Origin of the sequence: Noviherbaspirillum sp. ST9 (assembly GCF_048799745.1) — a bacterium.
Lineage (GTDB): Bacteria > Pseudomonadota > Gammaproteobacteria > Burkholderiales > Burkholderiaceae_D > Noviherbaspirillum.
Window position 1 is genome coordinate 47,395 of sequence record NZ_JBLWFR010000010.1, and the last position, 19,844, is coordinate 67,238.

The window sequence follows — 19,844 nt, forward strand, 5'->3', positions numbered from 1 at the left end:
AAGGAACGACTTTTGCACGCGGATTGCTCCACAAATATAAACAGGACAGTGCTGTTCCCCAAGTAAACCGTGTGCAAGAAGCATCGCCGCACGAGTCAAACGGGGTATGATGGGTCACATCCGCGAACAACTACAAAAGCGTGCGGATTGCGGTCCTGTGACACAGTCGCTCTGCCCCAGAACGACACAGGTGTCACAAAATGACACAGCCCTGCGAGCAAACCAGATAACTTGCCGCAAAGGAGACGACGGTGGTACACGGAAAAGCAGACTTCCCGGCTGCAGCCGGCACGGGCGTTGCGCCCGGCGCTTTGCAATTTGGCATGCTTCATGCTGACGAGCGCGGGACCATGGTAGAAAAATCCCGCCAGCGCTCGGCCGCCTACGGCCTCGCCACCGCCGACAACCCCGACTTCGCCCCGCTCAACCGGACCGACCTCTCGCTCGTCATCGAGCAGAACCAGGCGCTGCACAAGTACGCGCTCCCGGTGATGGAGACGCTGTACGAGCAGATCGTCAACACGCACAACATGGTCATCCTGACCGATGCGCAGGGCGTCATCATGCATACGCTCGGGGATGACGATTTCCTGGAGAAGGCCAACCGCGTCGCGCTGACCCCCGGCGTCGCGTGGTCGGAACAGCGGCGCGGCACCAATGCGATCGGCACCGCCATCGTCGAAGGCACGCCGACGCTGGTGCATGCCAACGAGCATTACCTGCACGCCAACCACATCCTCACCTGCTCCGCCGCGCCCATCTTCGATCCGCGCGGTGCGGTGATCGGCGTGCTGGACGTCACCGGCGACTGCAACAGCTTCCACCGACACACCATGGCCCTGGTGCGCATGTCGGCGCAGATGATCGAGAACCAGCTGTTTGCCGCTGCCTACCAGGATGGCATCACCCTGCATTTCCACAGCCGGCCGGAATTCATCGGCACGCTGATGGAAGGCATCGTCTCTTTCACGCCGGGCGGCCGTTTCATTGCGGCCAATCGCAGCGCGATGTTCCAGCTCGGCCTGGCGCCGAACGCGTTGAGCACGCACACCCTGAATTCACTCTTCGGACTGGGCGTCTCCGCCCTCTTCGACCACTACCGCACGGCCACCCCGGAACTGCTGCACATGTGCCTGCCCAGCGGCGTGCGCGTCTATGCGCGCGCGTCGGTGCGCCTCTCCAACAGCATGATCTGCGGCGCAGATATTGCACCGTCGCCCCGGCCGGCGCCCGACAGCGAGGCAAACCATCGGCTGTCCAGCCTGCGGTACCTCAACACCGGCGACCCGCAGGTCGCGGCCCTCATTACCAAGGTCAGCAAGGTCAACGGCAAAGACATTCCCATCCTGATCAACGGGGAAACCGGCACCGGCAAGGAACTGCTGGCACAAGCGATCCATAACGATTCCCCGCGCGCGGGCAGCCCCTTCGTCGCCGTCAACTGCGCATCGATCCCGGAAACCCTGATCGAATCCGAACTCTTCGGTTACGAAGACGGCGCCTTTACCGGCGCGCGCAAAAAGGGCAGCATCGGCCGCATCCTGCAGGCCAATGGCGGCACCCTCTTCCTCGACGAAATCGGCGACATGCCGCTGAACCTGCAGGCACGCCTGCTGCGCGTGCTGCAAGAGCGCATGGTGACGCCGCTCGGCAGCGCCAAGTCGATCCCGGTCAACGTGAACGTGATCTGCGCCACGCACCGCAACCTGCGCGACATGATCGCCAAGGGAGAATTCCGCGAAGACCTCTACTACCGCCTCAACGGCCTGGTTGTGAAGCTTCCGCCGCTGCGTGAACGCAGCGACTTCGAAATTGTGGTGAACAAGCTGCTTTCATGCGAAGGCAAGGGCACGCGCTATACCGTCGCGCCGGAAGTCATGCAGATGTTCAAGCAGCACAACTGGCCGGGCAATTTCCGGCAGTTGACCAACCTGCTGCGCACGGCGATGGTCATGACCGGGGACGATGGAGAGATCCGCATGGAACATCTGCCGGATGACTTCCTCGATGATGTGAAGAACATGAGCAGCAGGGACGAGGCGCCGGTCGCTGTCGATACCGTGCCGGCGAATGCGACGCTGGAAGATGTGGAGCTCAACATGATCCAGAAGGCCTTGCAGGCGCATGGCGGGAATGTGTCAGCGGCTGCAAGGGCGCTGGGGATTTCGCGGAATACGATTTACAGGAAGATTGGCTGAGTCATTTCGAGCGCGGGCGCAGTCTTTGCCACTCCCCCCTCCTCTTCCCCGTCGTTCCCGCGAAGGCGGAAACCCATAGTGAGGTCATCGATGCAACCTCAGCATGGATCCCCGCCTTCGCGGGGATGACGGGGGGAGAGAGATGAGTATTCATTCCTCCCTGCCCGCATTCAACCATCACGGCAGCATGCGCCTCAGTGATGCCACCCCCGACGTCGCCAAATGCAGCACCACTGCCAGCAAGTGCACCGCCACGAGCACGCACAGCAACCACACAAACGCCGCGTGCGTGACTCTGAAGAAGGCCTGCACTGCCGGATTTTCCCACCCCAGCTGTGGCAACGCGTAGCCAAAGAACTTCACCGGATATTTCCCAAAGTTTGATCCGATGAACCCCGACAGCGGGATCATCACCATGCACGCATACAGCAGCCGGTGAACCATCGCCGCCGCCCTTTCCTGCATCGCCGAGGAATGGAGCGCGGCCGGCGGCTGCGTTCGCAGACGCCACCACAGCCGCACCGCAATCAGCATCAACGCAATCAATCCAAAGGACTTGTGCAGCCCGTAGAAGTACGCCACCTCGGGTGTCTTCTTGGGCAGCTCGACCATGTACAGGCCGACCGTGACCTGCGCGACGAGCAGGACGGCCACTGCCCAGTGCAGCACGATCGCCGGCATGGAATAGCGTGCCGGTTTTGCAGCCTCCCCGCGTGACGCCAGCGCGTCCAGGCTTATTGAATGACTACGCCCCATGGCAGTTCTCCCACAGTGATTTCCTTGATGACCTGGCGTGCCGCGGTGTCGATCACCGAGACGGAGCCGGACCGGCCGTTGGCGACGTAGAGCTTCTTGCCATCAGGCGTGATCGCCATATTCCAGGGGCGCTTGCCCACCGGGACTTTCGCCGTCACCTTGTTCTCGGCGACATCGATCACGCTTACCGTCGCATCCTTGCCGTTGGTGACATAGACCGTGCTGCCGTCGGGATGGACGGTGACGCCGTTGGAGAAATTGCCCGAGGGGATGCTCGCAATCACCTTCTGCGTCTTCGTGTCGATTGCATAGACCGTACCGGCGATCTCGGATGCGACATAGGCACGGCTGCCGTCGGGAAGGAAGCCGATGCCGCGCGGACGCATGCCGACCTTGACCGCGTTCACCTGCTTGCGCTGTTCGACATTGACGATGTCGACCATGTCCGCGTCTTCCGCGCTGACGTACACCCATTTGCCGTCGGGACTGAAGTTGGCGTGTTCCGGGTTCTTGCCCTTGGTCGTCACGTTGAAGACGATCTTGTGCGTGGACGGGGACACGAAGTTGATGCTGTTGCTGACTTCGCTGGCAACCGCGACCCAATCGCCCTTCGGTGAAATGCCCACGCCTTCCGGCGACTCCTGCAATTTGACGCGCTCGGCGACCTTGCGCTGTACGAGGTCGACCACCAGGAGGGAATTGGTGGACTCGTCGCTCACGTAGAGCGATTTTCCGCCGTGGCCAACGACAATGCCACGCGGACGTCCCCCGGTCTCGATGGAGGCGACGACGCTGTCGGTTTCCACGTCGATCACGGACACGGTGCCGGATTTTTCATTCGGCACATACGCATAGGGCGAAGCCCAGGCCGTTCCGGCGCCCATCAGGGCTGCGAGAAATAAGGGTTTCATCTTGTCTCCTTGTTTGTTATGAGGCGAAGCGACGTGCTACAGGGCCGCACGCAAGCCGACGAACAGACGCCGGCCGGCCGCGGGTTCGAAGAAGCGCCGGTTGCCGTCGTTGACGATCACGGAACCGGCGTAATTGCGGTCGAAGATGTTGTCCAGGCGTGCGAAGAGGTACCATTTCGCCGCACCGGTTTTGAACTCCTGACCGGCGCGCAAGTTGAACACGGCATAGCCGGGCGCAGCGTCGCTGTTCAGATCGTCTGCGTAGATCTTGCTCTCGGTGCGCATTTCCACCGCCGTGGTCAGTCCCGGCGCGGCGCGGTACTCGACTTGTGCGAACAGGCTGTGCCGGGGAGCGCCAGGCAGGCGATTGCCCGCTGCCACCACGGCGCCCGTGCCGGTCGTGAACGGCTCGCGGAAACGTGCGTCCAGCAGCGTGTAGGCAAGTTGTGTCGCGAACGCTCCCGCCGTCATCCGCCAGCTCGCTTCGACACCGCGGCGTTCGACCTTGTCGACGTTCTGGAAGATCGAACGTCCATTCTCCGTCGTCAGCTGCGCGATCTCGTCGCGGCTGCGGGCATTGAACAGCGCGAGATCCAGCGTGTGGCCGCCGTGCTTCCACTTCATGCCGATCTCTCCCTGCAGGCTGCGCGAGGGCTGCAGGCCGAGGTTGGGGCCGGTACCGCCGGCACGGTAGGCGGACTCGTTGATTGTCGGCGTTTCAAAGCCGCGGCCGAGATTGCCGTAGATATTCAGGTCCTCATTGGCGAACCAGACGAGGCCGAGGACCGGGCTCGTGTTGTGGTATTCCACGCTGCCACTGTCATTCGGGCTCGCCGCAGTGATGTGGCGATCGTCCACCGAGAGCCGCACGCGGCTGGCGCGCAGGCCGGCGGTTGCCTTCCACTGCGGCGCAAACATCCAGTCGACCTGTCCGAACACATCCACATTGCGCGCGGTGTCCGTTTCGTCACGCCGCACTGCGCCTGCCGTACCATTGTTGTTGACGAAGCCGCGACGCAGCTGTTCCACTTCATCCGCTTCGACGCCGACCGTCCAATTGACCGGCATGCCGTTCAACCTGGTCGCATGCGTCCAGTTCACGCCGACGCCGTAGAAATCGTTGTCGAGATCCACCACACCGCCCGCGGAATTCGCTGCAGCGCCGGTGAACGACAGCGTCTGCATCACCTTGCGCACACCGGCATAGGCACGTGCATTGATCGTATTGCTGCTGTCGACCTTGTGTTCGACCACCAGCCCTCCCTGGCGCTGCTCGATGGTCTTGCGCGTGTCGAAGGTCAGCGCCACCGGCGCGACCTGGCGGGGATTCTGCTCGAACTGCGCGTGCGTCAACCCGAGCGGATCCTGCGACAGCGGCTGATCAAAGAGATTGACCAGACCGGTGACCGTTGTCGATGAGGATGGCCGCCACTTCAACTTGCCGTTGAGCTGCGTGCGTTCCGCGGCACTGTGGTCGCGATAGCCGTCGGTACGGAAGTGGGATACGTCCAGCAAGCCGCCGAAATCATCGGCGCCCCTGGCTACCGTGAAGCCGAGCTGACGCTGCCCGTAGCTGCCTGCTCCAAGCGAAGCGCTGGCATATGACGCCTCCGGCGACAGCGGCGGATCGGCGGTGAAAACGTTGACGACGCCGCCAGCGGCATTACCGTAAAGCTGCGCCAGCGGGCCGCGCAGGACTTCGATGCGGCGAGCCGATTGCAGCGTTGCCGTCGCTGCCTGCCCCTGCCCGTCCGGCATGGTGGCGGGAATGCCGTCGATCAGGATACGCACGCCGCGCACGCCGAAGGTTGAACGCGTACCGAAACCGCGCACCGAGAGCTGGAGGTCTTGCGCGAAGTTCTGCCGGTCGCGAATCTGGATGCCGGGTGCGGAATTCAACAGCTCCGACATGTTGACCAAGGGCGAAGGGGTATTCAGCGGATCGACCTGGACGGCGTCGATGGAGGCCGCTGCATCGAAGCGCTTCTGCTCCGTACGGTTCGCCGAGACGACGACGGGATCGAGCTGTTTTTCCTGCTGCGCGAAGGCATCGTGACAAAGCATCAGGAGCGAATTCGCCGATATCGCGGCGGCGATCGTGCGGCGGATGAAAATCGGTTTATGCATGGTGTGCCTCGAGTGGAGTGGTCGTTGATGCCCTTGCTTTCGGTTCTGCAAGTAGCGTGCCACTGATCCTGACTATGCCACGCGCCCAAATTGCTGCATTTAGCAACATCATTGTTGCGTTTTGTGACGCTCCAGCGAGGGACAGCGTGGCGCAATAAAAAAGGCCGGCGGTTTTCACCGCCGGCCAACACATCTCACCGGGTACAGGACAGGAGGCGTACAGGTTAGTGAGAATGAGGAGACATCAGATTAGATCGAAGAGAGTTTGAAGACCCACACGGAACCGCCCTGCTCGAGGAAGTTCACGCGCTTGGCGACTTCACCGCCCCACAGTGGTACCGCGCCGCCCCAGCCGGAGACCACGGCGACGTATTGCACGCCGTTCTCCTGCCACGTGACCGGAGGTGCCACCACGCCCGACCCGGTCTGGAACTTCCACAGTTCCTTGCCGGTCTTGGCATCCATCGCCTTCAGGAAGCCTTCAGGCGTGCCATAGAACACCAGGTCGCCGGCGGTGGACATCACGCCACCCCACAAGGGCGCGTTGTTCTTTGCTTCCCACACGATCTTGCCGCTCTTCGGATCGATCGCGCGCAGCACGCCGATGTAGTCCTCGTTCAGCGGCTTGATGGTGAAGCCGGCGCCGAGATAGGCCGCGCCCTTCTTGTAGCTGATCGGCTCATTCCAGATATCCATGCCCCATTCATTGGCCGGCACGTAGAACAGGCCGGTCTTCGGGCTGTAGGCCATTGGCATCTGGTTCTTGCCGCCGAGGAAGGACGGTGCGGAGAAGATGGTTTCACCCTTCTTGCCGTCCGCGCCCTTGGTCGGGTCGCCCGGGCGGCCCTTCGGCGTGTAGTTGGGACGGCCGGTCTTCAGGTCGATGCTGGTCGCCCAGGTGATCTTCTTGACGAAGGGGAAGGCATTTTCCAGCTTGCCGTTCTTCGCATCGATCACATAGAAGAAGCCGTTGCGGTCAGCCTTGCCGCCGAGGCGCTTGCCGCCCTGGTCGAAGGTGACGAACTCGTTGACGCCGTCAAAATCCCAGCCATCGTTCGGCGTGGTCTGGTAATGCCACTTGATCTGGCCGGTCGTCACATCGACGGCCACGGTCGAAGCCGAGTAAAGGTTGTCGCCGGGACGCAGGTGGCTGTTCCAGGGAGCCGGATTGCCCGTGCCAAAATAGGCGAGACCCGTCGTCGGATCGTAGGTGCCACCGAGCCATGTCGCGGCGCCGCCGGTCTTCCACAGCTCGCCCGGCCAGGTCTTGTTGGTCGTACCGGAGATGCCGTTTTCGTGCGCCTTGCCCTCGGTGTCGTACTTGTAGCCCATGTGGCCTTCGACCGTCGGGCGCGTCCATACCAGTTGGCCGGTGCGTGGATCGCGTGCCTCGATGCGGCCGACGATACCGAACTCGCCGCCCGACACACCCGTCAGGAGCAGACCTTTGGCAATCAGCGGTGCGGCGGTGTTGGAATAGCCGGCGGCATAGTCGTCGATCTTTTCCTTCCACACTACGTCGCCGGTCTTCTGGTCGAGGGCGACCAGTTGCGCGTCGAGCGTGGCGTAGATGACCAGGTTTTCAAACAGCGCGGCGCCGCGGTTCACCACGTCGCAGCAAGGCATGATGGCGTCGGGCAGGCGGTGTTCATACTTCCAGAGCTTTTCGCCCGTCTTCGCGTCCAGCGCATAGATGCGCGAATACGATGCGGTGACGAACATGCGTCCTTCGTGGATCAGCGGCTGCGACTCCTGGCCGCGCTGCTTTTCGCCGCCGAAGGAGAACGACCACGCCGGCACCAGCTTCGACACCGTCTTGCTGTTGATCTGCGTCAGCGGGGAAAAGCGCTGGCCCTGCTGGCCCATGCCCCAGGACAGCACGTCGTTGGTGGACTTGGCATCGGCTTCGATCATGGCGTCGGTGACGCCCGCCGCATGCGCGCCGGCAGCACCGGCCATGGCTGCCAGCAGCGACAGCCTCATCAGGTTGGTTTTCATTGCTCCTCCGTTTTTTCTTGAATGAATGGTTGCGGTCAGGCTTTTGCCGACTCCCGCGCGGCGTGCCGCGCAAGCTGGTCGCATTCCTCGTCGGTGAACAGGCGTGAGCGTGTCAGGAAACGCTTTCCGGTGCCGTTCTCCAGCGAGAACATGCCGCCCATGCCGTCCACCACATCAATGATCAATTGCGTGTGCTGCCAGTACTCGAACTGGTCGCGTCCGATGTAGAACGGCGCACCGTGCAGCGCCCCGAGCCAGACGTCGGTCGCACTGATACTGAAATCGCCCATCGGGTAACACATCGGCGAGCTGCCGTCGCAGCAGCCGCCGGACTGGAAAAACATCAGCGGACCGTAACGCTGCGTGAGGGTATCGATCAGTTCCGTCGCGGCCTCGGTGGCGACCACTCGTGGTGGAAGCGTGTATGCCATGTCTGTTCCTTTGTTTCTGCGGCGGTGCGGATGCACCGCCGCTTTACTTCGATCTGAGCGGTTTGAATGTCAGTGCAAGGGAAGTCAGGTCGTGTCGAGAAGCGCAACCGTACGTGAGTACGGTGAGCATCGCAGGCACGAGATGGCCCCCTTTCACTGACAGGCAATCCGCTCTAGAAGAAGCCGAGTGCCTTGGGGCTGTAGCTGACCAGGAGGTTCTTGGTCTGCTGGTAGTGCTCGAGCATCATCTTGTGGGTTTCGCGGCCGATGCCCGACTGCTTGTAGCCACCGAATGCGGCGTGCGCCGGATACAGGTGGTAGCAGTTGGTCCACACGCGGCCGGCCTGGATGTTGCGGCCCATGCGGAAGGCACGGGAGCCGTCGCGCGTCCACACGCCGGCGCCGAGGCCGTACAGCGTGTCGTTGGCGATGGAGAGCGCTTCGTCTTCATCCTTGAAGGTCGTCACCGACACGACCGGGCCGAAGATTTCTTCCTGGAAGATGCGCATCTTGTTGTGGCCGGCGAAGATGGTCGGCTTGACATAGAAGCCGGTGGAGAGATCGCCGCCGAGGTTGTTGCGCTCGCCACCGATCAGCACCTTCGCGCCTTCCTGGCGGCCGATGTCGAGGTAGGACAGGATCTTTTCCATCTGTTCCTGCGAAGCCTGGGCGCCGATCATGGTGCTGCTGTCGAGCGGGCTGCCCTGCTTGATCGCGGCCACGCGCTTGACGGCGCGCTCCATGAACTTGTCGTAGATCGATTCTTGCACCAGCACGCGCGACGGGCAGGTACACACTTCGCCCTGGTTCAGCGCAAACATCGCGAAACCTTCCAGGCACTTGTCGAAGTAGTCGTCGTCCGCTTCCATCACGTCCGCGAAGAAGATGTTGGGCGACTTGCCGCCGAGTTCCAGCGTGACGGGAATGATGTTCTGCGCGGCGTATTGCATGATCAGGCGGCCGGTGCCGGTTTCGCCGGTGAAGGCGATCTTGGCGATGCGCTTGCTGGTGGCGAGCGGCTTGCCTGCCTCGAGGCCGAAGCCGTTGACGACGTTGATCACGCCAGGCGGCAGCAGGTCGCCGATCAGTTCCATCAGGACCATGATCGATGCCGGGGTTTGCTCGGCGGGCTTGAGGACCACGCAGTTGCCTGCGGCCAGTGCCGGGGCCAGCTTCCACACGGCCATCAGGATCGGGAAGTTCCAGGGGATGATCTGGCCGACGACGCCCAGCGGCTCATGGAAGTGGTAGGCGTAGGTTTCGGAGTCGATCGGCGCGATGGAACCTTCCTGTGCGCGGATGCAGCCGGCGAAGTAGCGGAAGTGGTCGATGGCGAGCGGGATGTCGGCGGCCATGGTTTCGCGGATCGGCTTGCCGTTGTCGATAGTTTCTGCGGTCGCCAGCAGCTGCAGGTTGGCTTCCATGCGATCGGCGATCTTGTTCAGGATGTTCGCGCGGTCGGTCGGGGATGTCTTGCCCCATGCCTTCTTCGCGGCGTGGGCCGCGTCGAGGGCGAGGTCGATATCTTCTTCGGTGGAGCGTGCCACTTCGCAGAAGGCCTGGCCGATGACCGGGCTGATGTTCTGGAAGTATTCACCCTTGGTCGGCGCAACGAATTTGCCGCCGATGAAATTGTCATAGCGCTGCTTGAAAGGATTCTTGATGCCGAGCTTGGTGATGTCTGCGAGATTCATGCCGTCCTCCGATTGTGATTGTGGAAGTTGTGTGATCCGGCGTTCTTTGCCGGGACACATGACACTTCGCAAGTGGCGTGCCATGCGTCGAAAAGCCTGAATACCCGTAAAAACATAAGGATTTCGACTTCGGAGACACAAACACCTGTCACGTTTTTGAGCAGTCGTGATGTCACTGTCACACTCTGCATCACAGTTGCTGTCCGCAAATGATCAGGCAGCCTTGACCGGAATGGCGACGCGGCGCTTCTTCTCAAGGATTAATGGCGCGCAGCGTTCGTCGCTTTGATGGATGACGACGCAGTCCATGCACTGAAAGCAGTCGTCATAGCGGATGCCGCCGTCGGGTTGGATGGCGGAGTAGTCACAGCGATGGCGGCAGGTCTGGCAGGGTTTGCCGCATTCGTTCCGGCGCGGGAGCCAATCGAACAGGCGCACCCGGCCGAACAGCGCAAGGCCGGCACCCAGCGGACAGAGATAGCGGCAGAAGAACTTGTACCAGACGGCGCTGGCGGCAAGCAGGGCCGTCGCATACAGGACATACGGCCAATGGCGCTGGAGGCCGAGCGTGATTGCTGTTTTGAAGGGCTCGACTTCGACGAGGAATCCGGTCGCCCGTTCCGACACGAATACGCTGCAGACAAGAACAGCGAGCACACCATATTTCACCAACCGAAGGCGCGCATCGGTCCGCTGGCGGAGCCGCACTTGCGGAAGCCGCCCCCACTGCCCGAGTTTTCCCGTGAGCTCCTGCAGCGCGCCGAAGGGACACAGCCATCCGCAGAAGGTGCCGCGTCCCCACGCGAAAAGCGACAGTCCCACGGCGGCCCAGATGAGGATGGACACCGGGTCGTACATCAGGAACGCAAGACTGGCCCCCTCCTTCACGGCGTGGATGATGCCGGTCAGCGTGACAATGGACAGCTGGCCCTGCGCGTACCAGCCGATGAAGAGCAGCGTGAAGGCCAGGAATCCCGCACGGAACCAGGCAAAGCGGCGCGCATCGGCGGCGAGGATGGCCGGCTTCGACAAGGCGGCAAAGAGCAGCACAAGCGCCGCTGCCACGATGGCGAGTTCCGGCCAGCGCTGCTTCCATGCCGGCATCCACGACTTTTCCTCGCTGGGAGGGATCGTGACAAAACGCTCGGGCAAGCGATAGGCGAAGCGGAAATCCCGCACAAAGCGTTCCGGATAAATCATTCCCTTGAGCCGCGTAACGTGCAGAGCAAGATCGAGCGGCTGCGAAGGATCAAGTCCGGCTTGCGCAATGACGCGGAAGACCTTCATCGAATCCCGCGCGCCGTCCTGCAGGCGAAGGTCCAGATTGAGGTCACGCATTTCAATGGGCAGGCCGCCTTGTATCAAGGTGAATCGGTCCGGCGGCGTGCCGGCGATGAAGCGTTCCGATATCGGGGCATAGTTGCCGCGCCATCGCACCAGCAGGGCGTGATCGCCCTCTTCCAGTCTGGACGCGAGGCGCGACCAGCTTTGCACATCGAGAAGACTGCGGCCAATCGACGGCACGGACACGAGGGCAACTTCCAGATCCGCAAATACTTCGTTCGGTCTCTGTAACGCTGCAGGGTCCAGATCGGCGCCGTCGGACCCTTCGAACGCCTTCTCCACATCGACATTGCGCAGCAGGAACGATTGGAGCAGTCCCTCCGCCTTCAAGTCGGCGAATCTGATCGATTCCAGAACATCCTGGCGCACTTTCGCAATGCGGTCAGGATCCTGCGCCGCGGAGAACCCGAGCTTCTTGCGCGCCACCTTGAGCGCCGCGGACAGAAGGGTCTGGTTAACGATGCGCACGGATGCGGTGGCCTTCGCCACACCGTCGATGTGCACGTTAGTGCCGTCCTTGTTCGTCGCCGAATCGATCACGACATTCTGCTTGAGCGACACCCCCTGGTATTGGCTGACGAACTTGTGCAAGGGCCCCTCACCCAGTCCGTCCAGAAACACGGGTTCATGCTGGGACAAGACCTTTACGTCAAGGAAGGTGCCTTGCGGATCGATTGCGATGAGCAAGTCGACCGGTACGCCGGCGAAGCCCGGCACCGAGACGAAGTCGATGGACTCGAAGAGATAGCCGACCAGGTCCGTTGCCGGGCCGTTCTGCTTGTAAACGGGCCAGACCGGCAACGCCTCGTCCTTCTGCCCGATCATCCAGGGGGCGGGGTAGGACTTTTCAAGCGCCTCTCGGGTCAGGACGCCGGCACTGCATGGCAGCAGGATGCACAGCAGCAGGCCGGCGATCAGTCGTCGGAATGCGTTCACGGCTTGGCCGGCGTCACTCCGTGCTTCGCAAAAATCTTCGCCAATTCGCCGGAGGTTTCCAGCTCGTTGGCAGCCGCCTGCAGCGCCTTGGCCAGCTCCTCATTGTCCTTCTTGACGGCCAGGCCGATCACCCAGCCCTGGCGCGGAAGCCGTGCGAAGTTCAGGTCGCTGAGCGGGAAGTTGGTGTCGCCTTTCACGGCCCCTTCGATCTCGGACTGATTGGCGAACACGGCGTCGAGTTCACCGGCCTTGAATGCGGCGAGCGCGGCTGCTGCGGTGTCGTAGATCTTCACGCTGTCACGCACCTTGCCGTCCTGTTCTCCCAAAAGGAGCATGGCGGCAATCGATACCTTCTCGACACCGACCTTTTTCCCCACCAGGCAATCCACCGATTCGCACGACGCAATCTTGCGCACGTCGCGCACCAGGCGCACGCGGTCGCGGTAGTACGGGGCAAAGATCGATACGCGCTTGTTCTCGGCCATGAGCTGCCTGTCGACGGGCACATGCATCATGACATCGGCAGGGCCGTAGCCGAGGTAATGCCCCTTCCACACCATGTTGCGCAGGTCGTCGTTGAGGTTTTCGCCCGCCTCGAAGGGCAGCAGGCTCACCTGCACGCCGAGCTTGGCGGCCATTGCCCTGGCGAGGTCGACGTCGATGCCGCCCTCCTGCGAGGAGAAGGGTTGCATGTCCTTGTACACCGCGACCTTGAGGACGCCGGACTGCCGGATCTTGTCGAGATCCGCATGCGCGGACGGGATGGCAAGCGTGAATGCGAGCAGCAGCGCCGCCCGAAAGAATGGAATAAGTGTCACGACGGTCTCCGTTATCGTTATGGGAATGCGTGTCGCGCGGCTGCGGCGGCCTCCGGGCCGCCGTCCGGTCGTTGTTACTTCACTTCACGGCGCGTATCGAGATAGGCGCGGATCGACCACATGGCTTCCTGGCTCAGCGTGCCTTCGAAGGGCGGCATGTAGACGGCGCCGTTGCGGACCTTGCCACGGCGCGCGGACGTCAGGAAGTACTGGTCCACGTCCTTGATGCAGGCCTGTTTCTTGGTTTCGATCTTCTGGTTCATGCAATCCTTGTCGAGCTTGCGCAGGTCGGGCGCAATGCCGCCGGAGACCGCCTCGATGCCATGGCAGCGCGCGCAGTTCTGTGTATAGGCTGAGCCGCCGATGCGGACCGCCTCGTCATTGCCCCGGAAAGGATTTTCGTCGCGCCATTGTTCGCCCAGTTGCGGCAGCGATTTGGTGTCGACGGCCTGCGGCGTCACGTCTCCGTGGGCGAACACGACGGACGCCTGGAAGGAAAGGGCGAGCAGCAAAGCGGCGGTGCGGATGGATGAAGCTTTCATGTTGTCTCCTTGGCTTATTAAGAAATGGCGTTTCCCCATAAGCGCAAAGAGCATGCCAATCGCCCATCTGCACACGTCGTAGGCGCGCGTCTTACGTATTCGCCCTGAGCCCCGTGTCCGAACGCTTCAGGTGTGCTGCACCGCCTGATCCAATTTGAAACACCACTGTTAAAAGCTGGCGCAACTGTCCGCCCCTGTTTTTAGTACTTGACAAATAAACAAGCGTGACACGCCACAATGCGCACGAAAAACCTTGCATTCCCTAACGTCATGGTGAATAATCTAAATGAGAATTGTTCGTATTTACAAAAGGATCAATAATGACCGGAACGATGCAGCACATGAAGGACGAGGACGACGGCCGGCAAGGCAGTCCCGCCACGCAGGCTGCATCGCGGACGCCGCGCTTCAAGAGCGAAGATCTCTTCCAGCAGCAGCGTGAAGTCGAAATCGATCATCAGGGACGGATCTACCGTTTGCGGCTGACCCAGATGAACAAACTGATCCTGACCGCTTGAGCGGCGACCGCAGTTCGCACCATCAACTTTACGAAAGCAGTGCCATGATCGTCTGTGTCTGCAACAACGTCTCCGAACGCCAGATCCGTCGTGCTGTCGACGCGGGCCATACGACCATGCCGCAGCTGCGTGAAGAACTGGGTGTCGGCACCTGCTGCGGCAAGTGCCACTCCTGCGCCAAGACCGTACTGCGCGAATGCCTCGAAGATGGCGCGCGCGAGCCGCAACCGGCGATGTCGATGATGTTCCAGTCCGCAATCGCCGCCTGAGCTTTCCCCTCTCCCCTCCACACCTTTCCGCCACGCATCCGCCCGTCGGATGCGAATGATTCGCGCTAACAAAACGCAGGGCCTTCATGGCAAATCCGGCTGCGTGCGTTATCATTTCGATACTCAAGGGCGCGAACACGCGCCTCCTCCCACCCCACTGCAGAGGGCTCCATGAAAGGCGATCCGAATATCATCCGGCTGCTGAATGCGCAGCTCACCAACGAACTGACCGCGATCAACCAGTACTTCCTGCATGCGCGGATGTACCGGCATTGGGGCCTCAAGAAGATCGGCAAGAAGGAATACGAGGAGTCGATCGAGGAGATGAAGCATGCCGACCGTCTGATCGACCGCATCCTCATGCTCGAAGGCCTGCCAAACCTGCAGGCGCTGAACAAGCTGCTGATCGGAGAAAACGCGCAGGAAATGCTGGAATGCGACCTCAAGCTGGAACAAGGCGCGCAGCAGACCTTAAGGGATGGCATCAAGGCCTGTGAAGCCGCTGCCGACTTCGTGTCGCGCGACCTGCTGGAAGACATCCTCGAGGAAACCGAGGAACATATCGATTGGCTCGAGACGCAACTGGAGCTGATCAACAAGGTCGGCATCCAGAATTACCTGCAATCGCAGATGGACGATTGATCGTACTCACGGAAATAAAAAAGGGCAGCCGAGGCTGCCCTTTTCATTGGATGCGCGCAATCTTATTGCGGCACGGTGTCCTTGAACGATGGCCTTTCCGACAGCTTGTCGAACAGCTTGCCGAGGTTCGGATGATCCCCGCGCCAGTCGATTTCCGGGAAGCGGAACGACAGCCAGCCGAGTGCGCAGCCGACGGACACATCGGCCAGCGTGTAATGGTTGCCGCTACAGAACGCGGTGTCCTTCAGGCCGGCGGACATCGCCTTCAGGCCATTGTTGACCTTGTCCATCTGGCGCTTGATCCACTCGGGGCTCTGCTGTGCCTCCGGACGCTGCCGCTCCAGGCGAATTGCCACGCCGGCATCGAGCACGCCGTCGGCGAGCGCTTCCCAGCATTTGACTTCCGCGCGCTCGCGGCCGTTGGGTGGAATCAGCTTGCCGACCGGCGTCAGCGTATCGAGGTATTCGACGATCACGCGCGAATCGAACATGGCGCCGCCGTCTTCCATGATCAGGCACGGCACCTTGCCGAGCGGGTTGTACTGCATGATCTTGGTGTCGGGAGCCCAGACGTTTTCCTGGACCAGTTCATAGTCGAGCTTCTTTTCCGCCATCACGACGCGGACTTTGCGGACATACGGGCTGGCGAGAGAACCGATGAGTTTCATAGGAGCGTATCGTAAGAATTGGTCTGGATTATAACATTGAGGAAGCGCGCGATAAGGCGCGGCGGCCGCCGCGCGCATGTCCCGAGGCAGGCGATTTCGCGTGCGGCGCAGATGGTAAAATGATGGATTCCCCTGGTTTTGCGCACGGTTTGCCCCACTTTGCGCAGGTTTTCTTTTCATTCTCCGCATTTTCATATCATGTCGCTTTCCGCTCTCTCCGCCCTCTCGCCGTTGGATGGCCGCTACGCCGCCAAAACCGACAAGCTGCGTCCCCTGCTCTCCGAAGCAGGCTTCATGCACCATCGCGTGAAGGTGGAGATCGCCTGGCTGCAGGCGCTGTCCAACGCCGGCTTCACGGAGATCAAGCCGTTCTCGCCGGCGGCAAGCGCCCTGCTGGACAAGCTGGCCAACGAATTCAGCGAAGCGGATGCCGAGCGCATCAAGGCGATCGAAGCCGTCACCAACCATGACGTGAAAGCGGTCGAATACTGGCTCAAGGAAAAGGTCAAGGACGTGCCGGAACTGGTGGCCGCCTCCGAGTTCATCCACTTCGCCTGCACCTCGGAAGACATCAACAACACCTCCCACGGCATGATGCTGAAGGCGGCGCGCAACGATGTGCTGCTGCCGTCGCTGCGCAACGTGATCGCCCGCCTGACCGAGATCGCACACGACAACGCGGCGCTGCCGATGCTGTCGCGCACGCACGGCCAGCCGGCCAGCCCGACCACCCTTGGCAAGGAAATCGCCAACGTCGTCGCCCGCCTGAAGCGCGCCGAGAAGCGCATCGCCGACGTCGAAATCCTCGGCAAGATGAACGGCGCCGTCGGCAACTACAACGCCCACCTGTCCGCCTATCCCGCTTTCGACTGGGAATCGTTCTCGAAGAACGTGATCGAGCAGCGCCTCGGCCTGACCTTCAATCCGTACACCATCCAGATCGAGCCGCACGACTACATGGCCGAACTGTTCGACGCCGTCGCGCGCGCCAACACCATCCTGCTCGACCTGAACCGCGACATCTGGGGCTACATCTCCCTCGGTTACTTCAAGCAGAAGACCAAGGCCGGCGAAATCGGCTCCTCGACGATGCCGCACAAGGTCAACCCGATCGACTTCGAAAACTCGGAAGGCAACCTGGGCCTGGCCAACGCCGTGCTGAAGCACCTGTCCGAGAAGCTGCCGGTTTCCCGCTGGCAGCGCGACCTGACCGACTCGACCGTGTTGCGCAACATCGGCGTGGCCTTCGGTTATGCGATCCTCGCTTACGACAGCTGCCTGCGCGGCCTGAACAAGCTGGAAGTCAACCCGGCGCGCCTGGCGGAAGACCTCGATGCGACCTGGGAAGTGCTGGCCGAGCCGGTGCAGACCGTGATGCGCCGCTACGGCATCGAGAACCCGTACGAGCAGCTGAAGGAACTCACGCGCGGCAAAGGCATCTCGAAGGAAGCCCTGCGCGAGTTCGTGAACGGCCTGGCCATCCCGCAGGATGCCAAGGACCTGCTCCTGGCCATGACGCCGGGCAGCTACACCGGCCGCGCTGAAAAGCTCGCTCGCGAGATCTGATCCTGCTTTGCGGAGCGCCACCGGCGCTCCGCCCTTCCCTTCCGCACGCGGAATAAAAGCCGCTCCCTGCCTGTTTACATATCCGTACCGTCATATCCGGTATGACCGTAGTGCTGTCGTTTTTCCGGACAACACTGATACATTTTTGCTGATATGATATTCGTCCTAATTAAAACTAATTGACAAATAGCAACGACATGCGCCGCTATACGCTCCCGGCGATCCTCCTGCACTGGGTCACCGCGTTCCTGATCGTGTGCGCCTTCGGCCTCGGTCTGGTAATGGTCGACATCCCGGGCATCACGCCGACCAAGCTGAAGTACTTTTCCTGGCACAAGTGGCTGGGCGTGACCGTGCTCGGCATCGCCTGCGTTCGCATGCTGTGGCGGCTCACGCATGCGGCGCCCCCATTGCCGGCGTCCATACCGGTGTGGCAGGTCCGGGCGTCCCACGCGCTGCATGGCCTGCTGTATATCCTGATTTTCGCGGTGCCGGTTTCCGGCTATTTCTACAGCCTGGCCGCCGGTGTTCCGGTAGTCTATCTCGGCCTCATCCCGCTGCCCGTGCTGATCGAAGCCAACGCGGAGTGGAAGCCCATCCTCAAGCAAGTCCATTACGCGCTGAACATGACCCTGCTCACCTGTGTCGTGATCCACGTCGGCGCCGCCATCAAGCATCTCGTTATCGACCGCGACGGCGTTTTCCGTCGCATGTTGCCCTGATTTTCGACGCAAGGAATCGACCATGAAGCTCCACGCCATCCTTCGCAACACCACCGTCCTCGCGCTGGCGGTCGCGCTGCCGGTGCTCGCCGCGCAGCTCAAGTCCGACCCGGCCAAGAGCAGTGTCTCCGCCGTGTTCAAGCAGATGAACGTGCCTGTGGAAGGCAAGTTCAAGCGCTTCAACGCCCAGATCGACTACAACAGCGCCAAGCCGGAAACGTCGAAGGCCGCGATGGAAATCGACGTCGCCAGCTTTGACCTCGGCGATGCGGAGTTCAACAAGGAAGCGCAGAAGAAGGATTGGTTCAACGGCCCGCAATTCCCGAAGGCGACCTTCGTCTCCAGCGCGCTCAAGCCGGCCGCCGGTGGCAAGCTCGACGTTTCCGGCAAGCTGACCATCAAAGGCAAGACGTCCGACGTCGCCTTCCCTCTCACCGTGAAGCAGGAAGGTGCAACACAGGTTTTCGAAGGCGCGCTGCCGATCAAGCGGCTGGCTTTCAACATCGGCGAAGGCGAGTGGAAGGACACGAGCATGGTCGCCGATGAAGTCGTCATCAAGTTCCGCGTCGTCGCGACGCAATAAACAACCCTGGGAGAATAACCAATGCAGATCAAGCACATCATCGCCGCCGTCCTGGCCGTCAGCGCCAGCTCCGCCTTCGCGCAGACCTACAACATCGAACCGAACCACACCTTTCCGAGCTTCGAAGCCGACCACCTCGGCATCTCGGTTTGGCGCGGCAAGTTCACCAAGACCAGTGGCGTGGTGAAACTGGATCGTGCAGCGAAGACCGGCACGATGGACATCGCCATCGACGCCAACACCATCGATTTCGGTCATGCCAAGATGAACGAGCATGCCAAGTCCAAGGACATGTTCAACGTCGAGCAATTCCCGACCATCACCTACAAGGGCAAGTCGATGAAGTTCGACGGCGACAAGCCGGTATCGGTGGAAGGCGAACTGACCATGCTCGGCGTGACCAAGCCGGTCAGCCTGACGATCGGCAAGTTCAAGTGCATCGAGCACCCGATGTTCAAGCGTGAAGTGTGCGGCGCCGATGCGACGGCGGAATTCAAGCGTACCGACTTCGGCCTGAGCTATGGCACGCCGCGTTTCGCCCCGGAAGTGAAGCTGGCGATCCAGGTTGAAGCGCTGAAGGCGGACTGATCGCCCAGCCGATCCCACAAGCCGGCCCTTTCCAGGCCGGCTTTTTTTTGAGCCCATCATGAAGAGAGAACGTTACCTGCGCAGCGTCCGCCTGCTGGCCGAGTGCTACCACACGTTCGAGCACATCTCCTCGACCCACATTCGCACCCTCGACCTGACGCCGCCGCAATTCGACATTGTTGCGACGCTGGGCAATACCGAGGGCATGTCGTTCAAGGAACTGGGCGAGAAGACGCTCATCACCAAAGGTACGCTGACCGGGGTGGTCGACCGGCTGGAGGCGAAGGGGCTGGTGTGCAGGATTTCCGACGCTAACGACAGGCGCAGCACCATCGTGCGGCTGACCGCGAAAGGCGAGCAGGAATTCGAGCGCGTCTTTCCGCCGCAGATCACGCTGTGCAAGGAACCGTTCCTGGCGTACGGGGAAGAGGATTTCGCCGCGCTTGAACGGGAGCTGTCCAAGCTCAAGCAGCATCTCGACGACGCTGCACGACGCATGAAGCAATAAAAAAACCGGCTCGAAAGCCGGTTTT

Annotated in this window: 19 protein-coding genes; 9 read left to right on the top strand and 10 right to left on the bottom strand. The window is 61.4% G+C overall.

Features of this window, described 5'->3' with window-relative positions; genetic code table 11:
* The first annotated feature begins 323 nt into the window (after window positions 1-323).
* Window positions 324-2,198 (top strand): sigma-54-dependent Fis family transcriptional regulator, encoded by a 1,875-nt coding sequence (locus ACNOHI_RS21530; protein ID WP_420476882.1) that lies wholly within the window; start codon window positions 324-326, stop codon window positions 2,196-2,198.
* A 177-nt stretch (window positions 2,199-2,375) separates the two neighbouring features.
* Here the strand turns inward: ACNOHI_RS21530 and ACNOHI_RS21535 are convergent, their stop codons facing one another.
* The 9 genes from ACNOHI_RS21535 to pedF all read right to left on the bottom strand — a co-directional run bounded on the left by ACNOHI_RS21535 (window position 2,376) and on the right by pedF (window position 13,755).
* Window positions 2,376-2,954 carry a cytochrome b gene (locus tag ACNOHI_RS21535; RefSeq protein WP_420476762.1) on the bottom strand — a complete coding sequence of 193 codons (579 nt, stop codon included), beginning with the start codon at window positions 2,952-2,954 and terminating at the stop codon, window positions 2,376-2,378.
* A complete protein-coding gene (locus tag ACNOHI_RS21540; RefSeq protein WP_420476763.1) occupies window positions 2,933-3,865 on the bottom strand; it encodes a beta-propeller fold lactonase family protein in 933 nt (310 codons plus the stop codon). Before ACNOHI_RS21540 ends, ACNOHI_RS21535 begins: the two co-directional genes overlap by 22 nt.
* 36 nt (window positions 3,866-3,901) lie before the next feature.
* Window positions 3,902-5,992, bottom strand: coding sequence for a TonB-dependent receptor family protein (locus ACNOHI_RS21545; RefSeq protein ID WP_420476764.1), 2,091 nt, complete (start codon window positions 5,990-5,992; stop codon window positions 3,902-3,904).
* A gap of 249 nt (window positions 5,993-6,241) precedes the next feature.
* On the bottom strand, window positions 6,242-7,975 hold the full coding sequence (locus ACNOHI_RS21550; protein ID WP_420476883.1) for a PQQ-dependent methanol/ethanol family dehydrogenase: 1,734 nt from the start codon (window positions 7,973-7,975) through the stop codon (window positions 6,242-6,244).
* Window positions 7,976-8,025: 50 nt separating this feature from the next.
* Complete coding sequence (locus ACNOHI_RS21555) at window positions 8,026-8,421, bottom strand: DUF779 domain-containing protein (RefSeq protein WP_420476765.1); 396 nt, start codon at window positions 8,419-8,421, stop codon at window positions 8,026-8,028.
* A 173-nt stretch (window positions 8,422-8,594) separates the two neighbouring features.
* The gene (adh, locus tag ACNOHI_RS21560) at window positions 8,595-10,115 is read right to left on the bottom strand and encodes an aldehyde dehydrogenase (protein ID WP_420476766.1); all 1,521 of its coding nucleotides are present in this window, start codon (window positions 10,113-10,115) and stop codon (window positions 8,595-8,597) included.
* Window positions 10,116-10,328: 213 nt separating this feature from the next.
* A complete protein-coding gene (locus ACNOHI_RS21565; RefSeq protein WP_420476767.1) occupies window positions 10,329-12,395 on the bottom strand; it encodes a 4Fe-4S binding protein in 2,067 nt (688 codons plus the stop codon).
* On the bottom strand, window positions 12,392-13,213 hold the full coding sequence (locus ACNOHI_RS21570; RefSeq protein ID WP_420476768.1) for a substrate-binding periplasmic protein: 822 nt from the start codon (window positions 13,211-13,213) through the stop codon (window positions 12,392-12,394). The genes ACNOHI_RS21565 and ACNOHI_RS21570 overlap by 4 nt, the downstream gene beginning before the upstream one ends.
* Window positions 13,214-13,287: 74 nt before the next feature.
* Complete coding sequence (pedF, locus tag ACNOHI_RS21575) at window positions 13,288-13,755, bottom strand: cytochrome c-550 PedF (protein WP_420476769.1); 468 nt, start codon at window positions 13,753-13,755, stop codon at window positions 13,288-13,290.
* A gap of 341 nt (window positions 13,756-14,096) precedes the next feature.
* On the opposite strand from pedF, the gene hemP reads away from it, so the two are divergent.
* The 3 genes from hemP (at window position 14,097) to bfr (ending at window position 15,184) form a co-directional block, all read left to right on the top strand.
* Window positions 14,097-14,273: a hemin uptake protein HemP gene (gene hemP, locus ACNOHI_RS21580; RefSeq protein WP_420476884.1), complete on the top strand. Its 177-nt coding sequence runs from the start codon at window positions 14,097-14,099 to the stop codon at window positions 14,271-14,273.
* Window positions 14,274-14,317: 44 nt separating this feature from the next.
* Window positions 14,318-14,542, top strand: a complete 225-nt coding sequence (locus tag ACNOHI_RS21585; RefSeq protein WP_420476770.1) for a (2Fe-2S)-binding protein — start codon at window positions 14,318-14,320, stop codon at window positions 14,540-14,542.
* Window positions 14,543-14,713: 171 nt separating this feature from the next.
* On the top strand, window positions 14,714-15,184 hold the full coding sequence (gene bfr, locus ACNOHI_RS21590) for a bacterioferritin (protein ID WP_420476771.1): 471 nt from the start codon (window positions 14,714-14,716) through the stop codon (window positions 15,182-15,184).
* A 62-nt stretch (window positions 15,185-15,246) separates the two neighbouring features.
* Here bfr and ACNOHI_RS21595 read toward each other — a convergent pair whose 3' ends face one another.
* Window positions 15,247-15,852, bottom strand: coding sequence for a glutathione S-transferase (locus tag ACNOHI_RS21595; protein ID WP_420476772.1), 606 nt, complete (start codon window positions 15,850-15,852; stop codon window positions 15,247-15,249).
* A gap of 198 nt (window positions 15,853-16,050) precedes the next feature.
* Between ACNOHI_RS21595 and purB the strand changes: the two genes are divergently transcribed.
* From purB to ACNOHI_RS21620, 5 genes are all read left to right on the top strand, one after another.
* Window positions 16,051-17,418, top strand: coding sequence for an adenylosuccinate lyase (gene purB / locus ACNOHI_RS21600; RefSeq protein ID WP_420476773.1), 1,368 nt, complete (start codon window positions 16,051-16,053; stop codon window positions 17,416-17,418).
* A gap of 197 nt (window positions 17,419-17,615) precedes the next feature.
* Window positions 17,616-18,140, top strand: a complete 525-nt coding sequence (locus ACNOHI_RS21605; protein ID WP_420476774.1) for a cytochrome b — start codon at window positions 17,616-17,618, stop codon at window positions 18,138-18,140.
* 22 nt (window positions 18,141-18,162) lie between these two features.
* Window positions 18,163-18,723: a YceI family protein gene (locus ACNOHI_RS21610; RefSeq protein ID WP_420476775.1), complete on the top strand. Its 561-nt coding sequence runs from the start codon at window positions 18,163-18,165 to the stop codon at window positions 18,721-18,723.
* A gap of 21 nt (window positions 18,724-18,744) precedes the next feature.
* Entirely contained in the window at window positions 18,745-19,311 is a 567-nt protein-coding gene (locus ACNOHI_RS21615; protein WP_420476776.1) for a YceI family protein, read from the top strand.
* Between the two features lie 58 nt (window positions 19,312-19,369).
* Entirely contained in the window at window positions 19,370-19,819 is a 450-nt protein-coding gene (locus tag ACNOHI_RS21620; protein ID WP_420476777.1) for a MarR family winged helix-turn-helix transcriptional regulator, read from the top strand.
* Window positions 19,820-19,844: the final 25 nt, after the last annotated feature.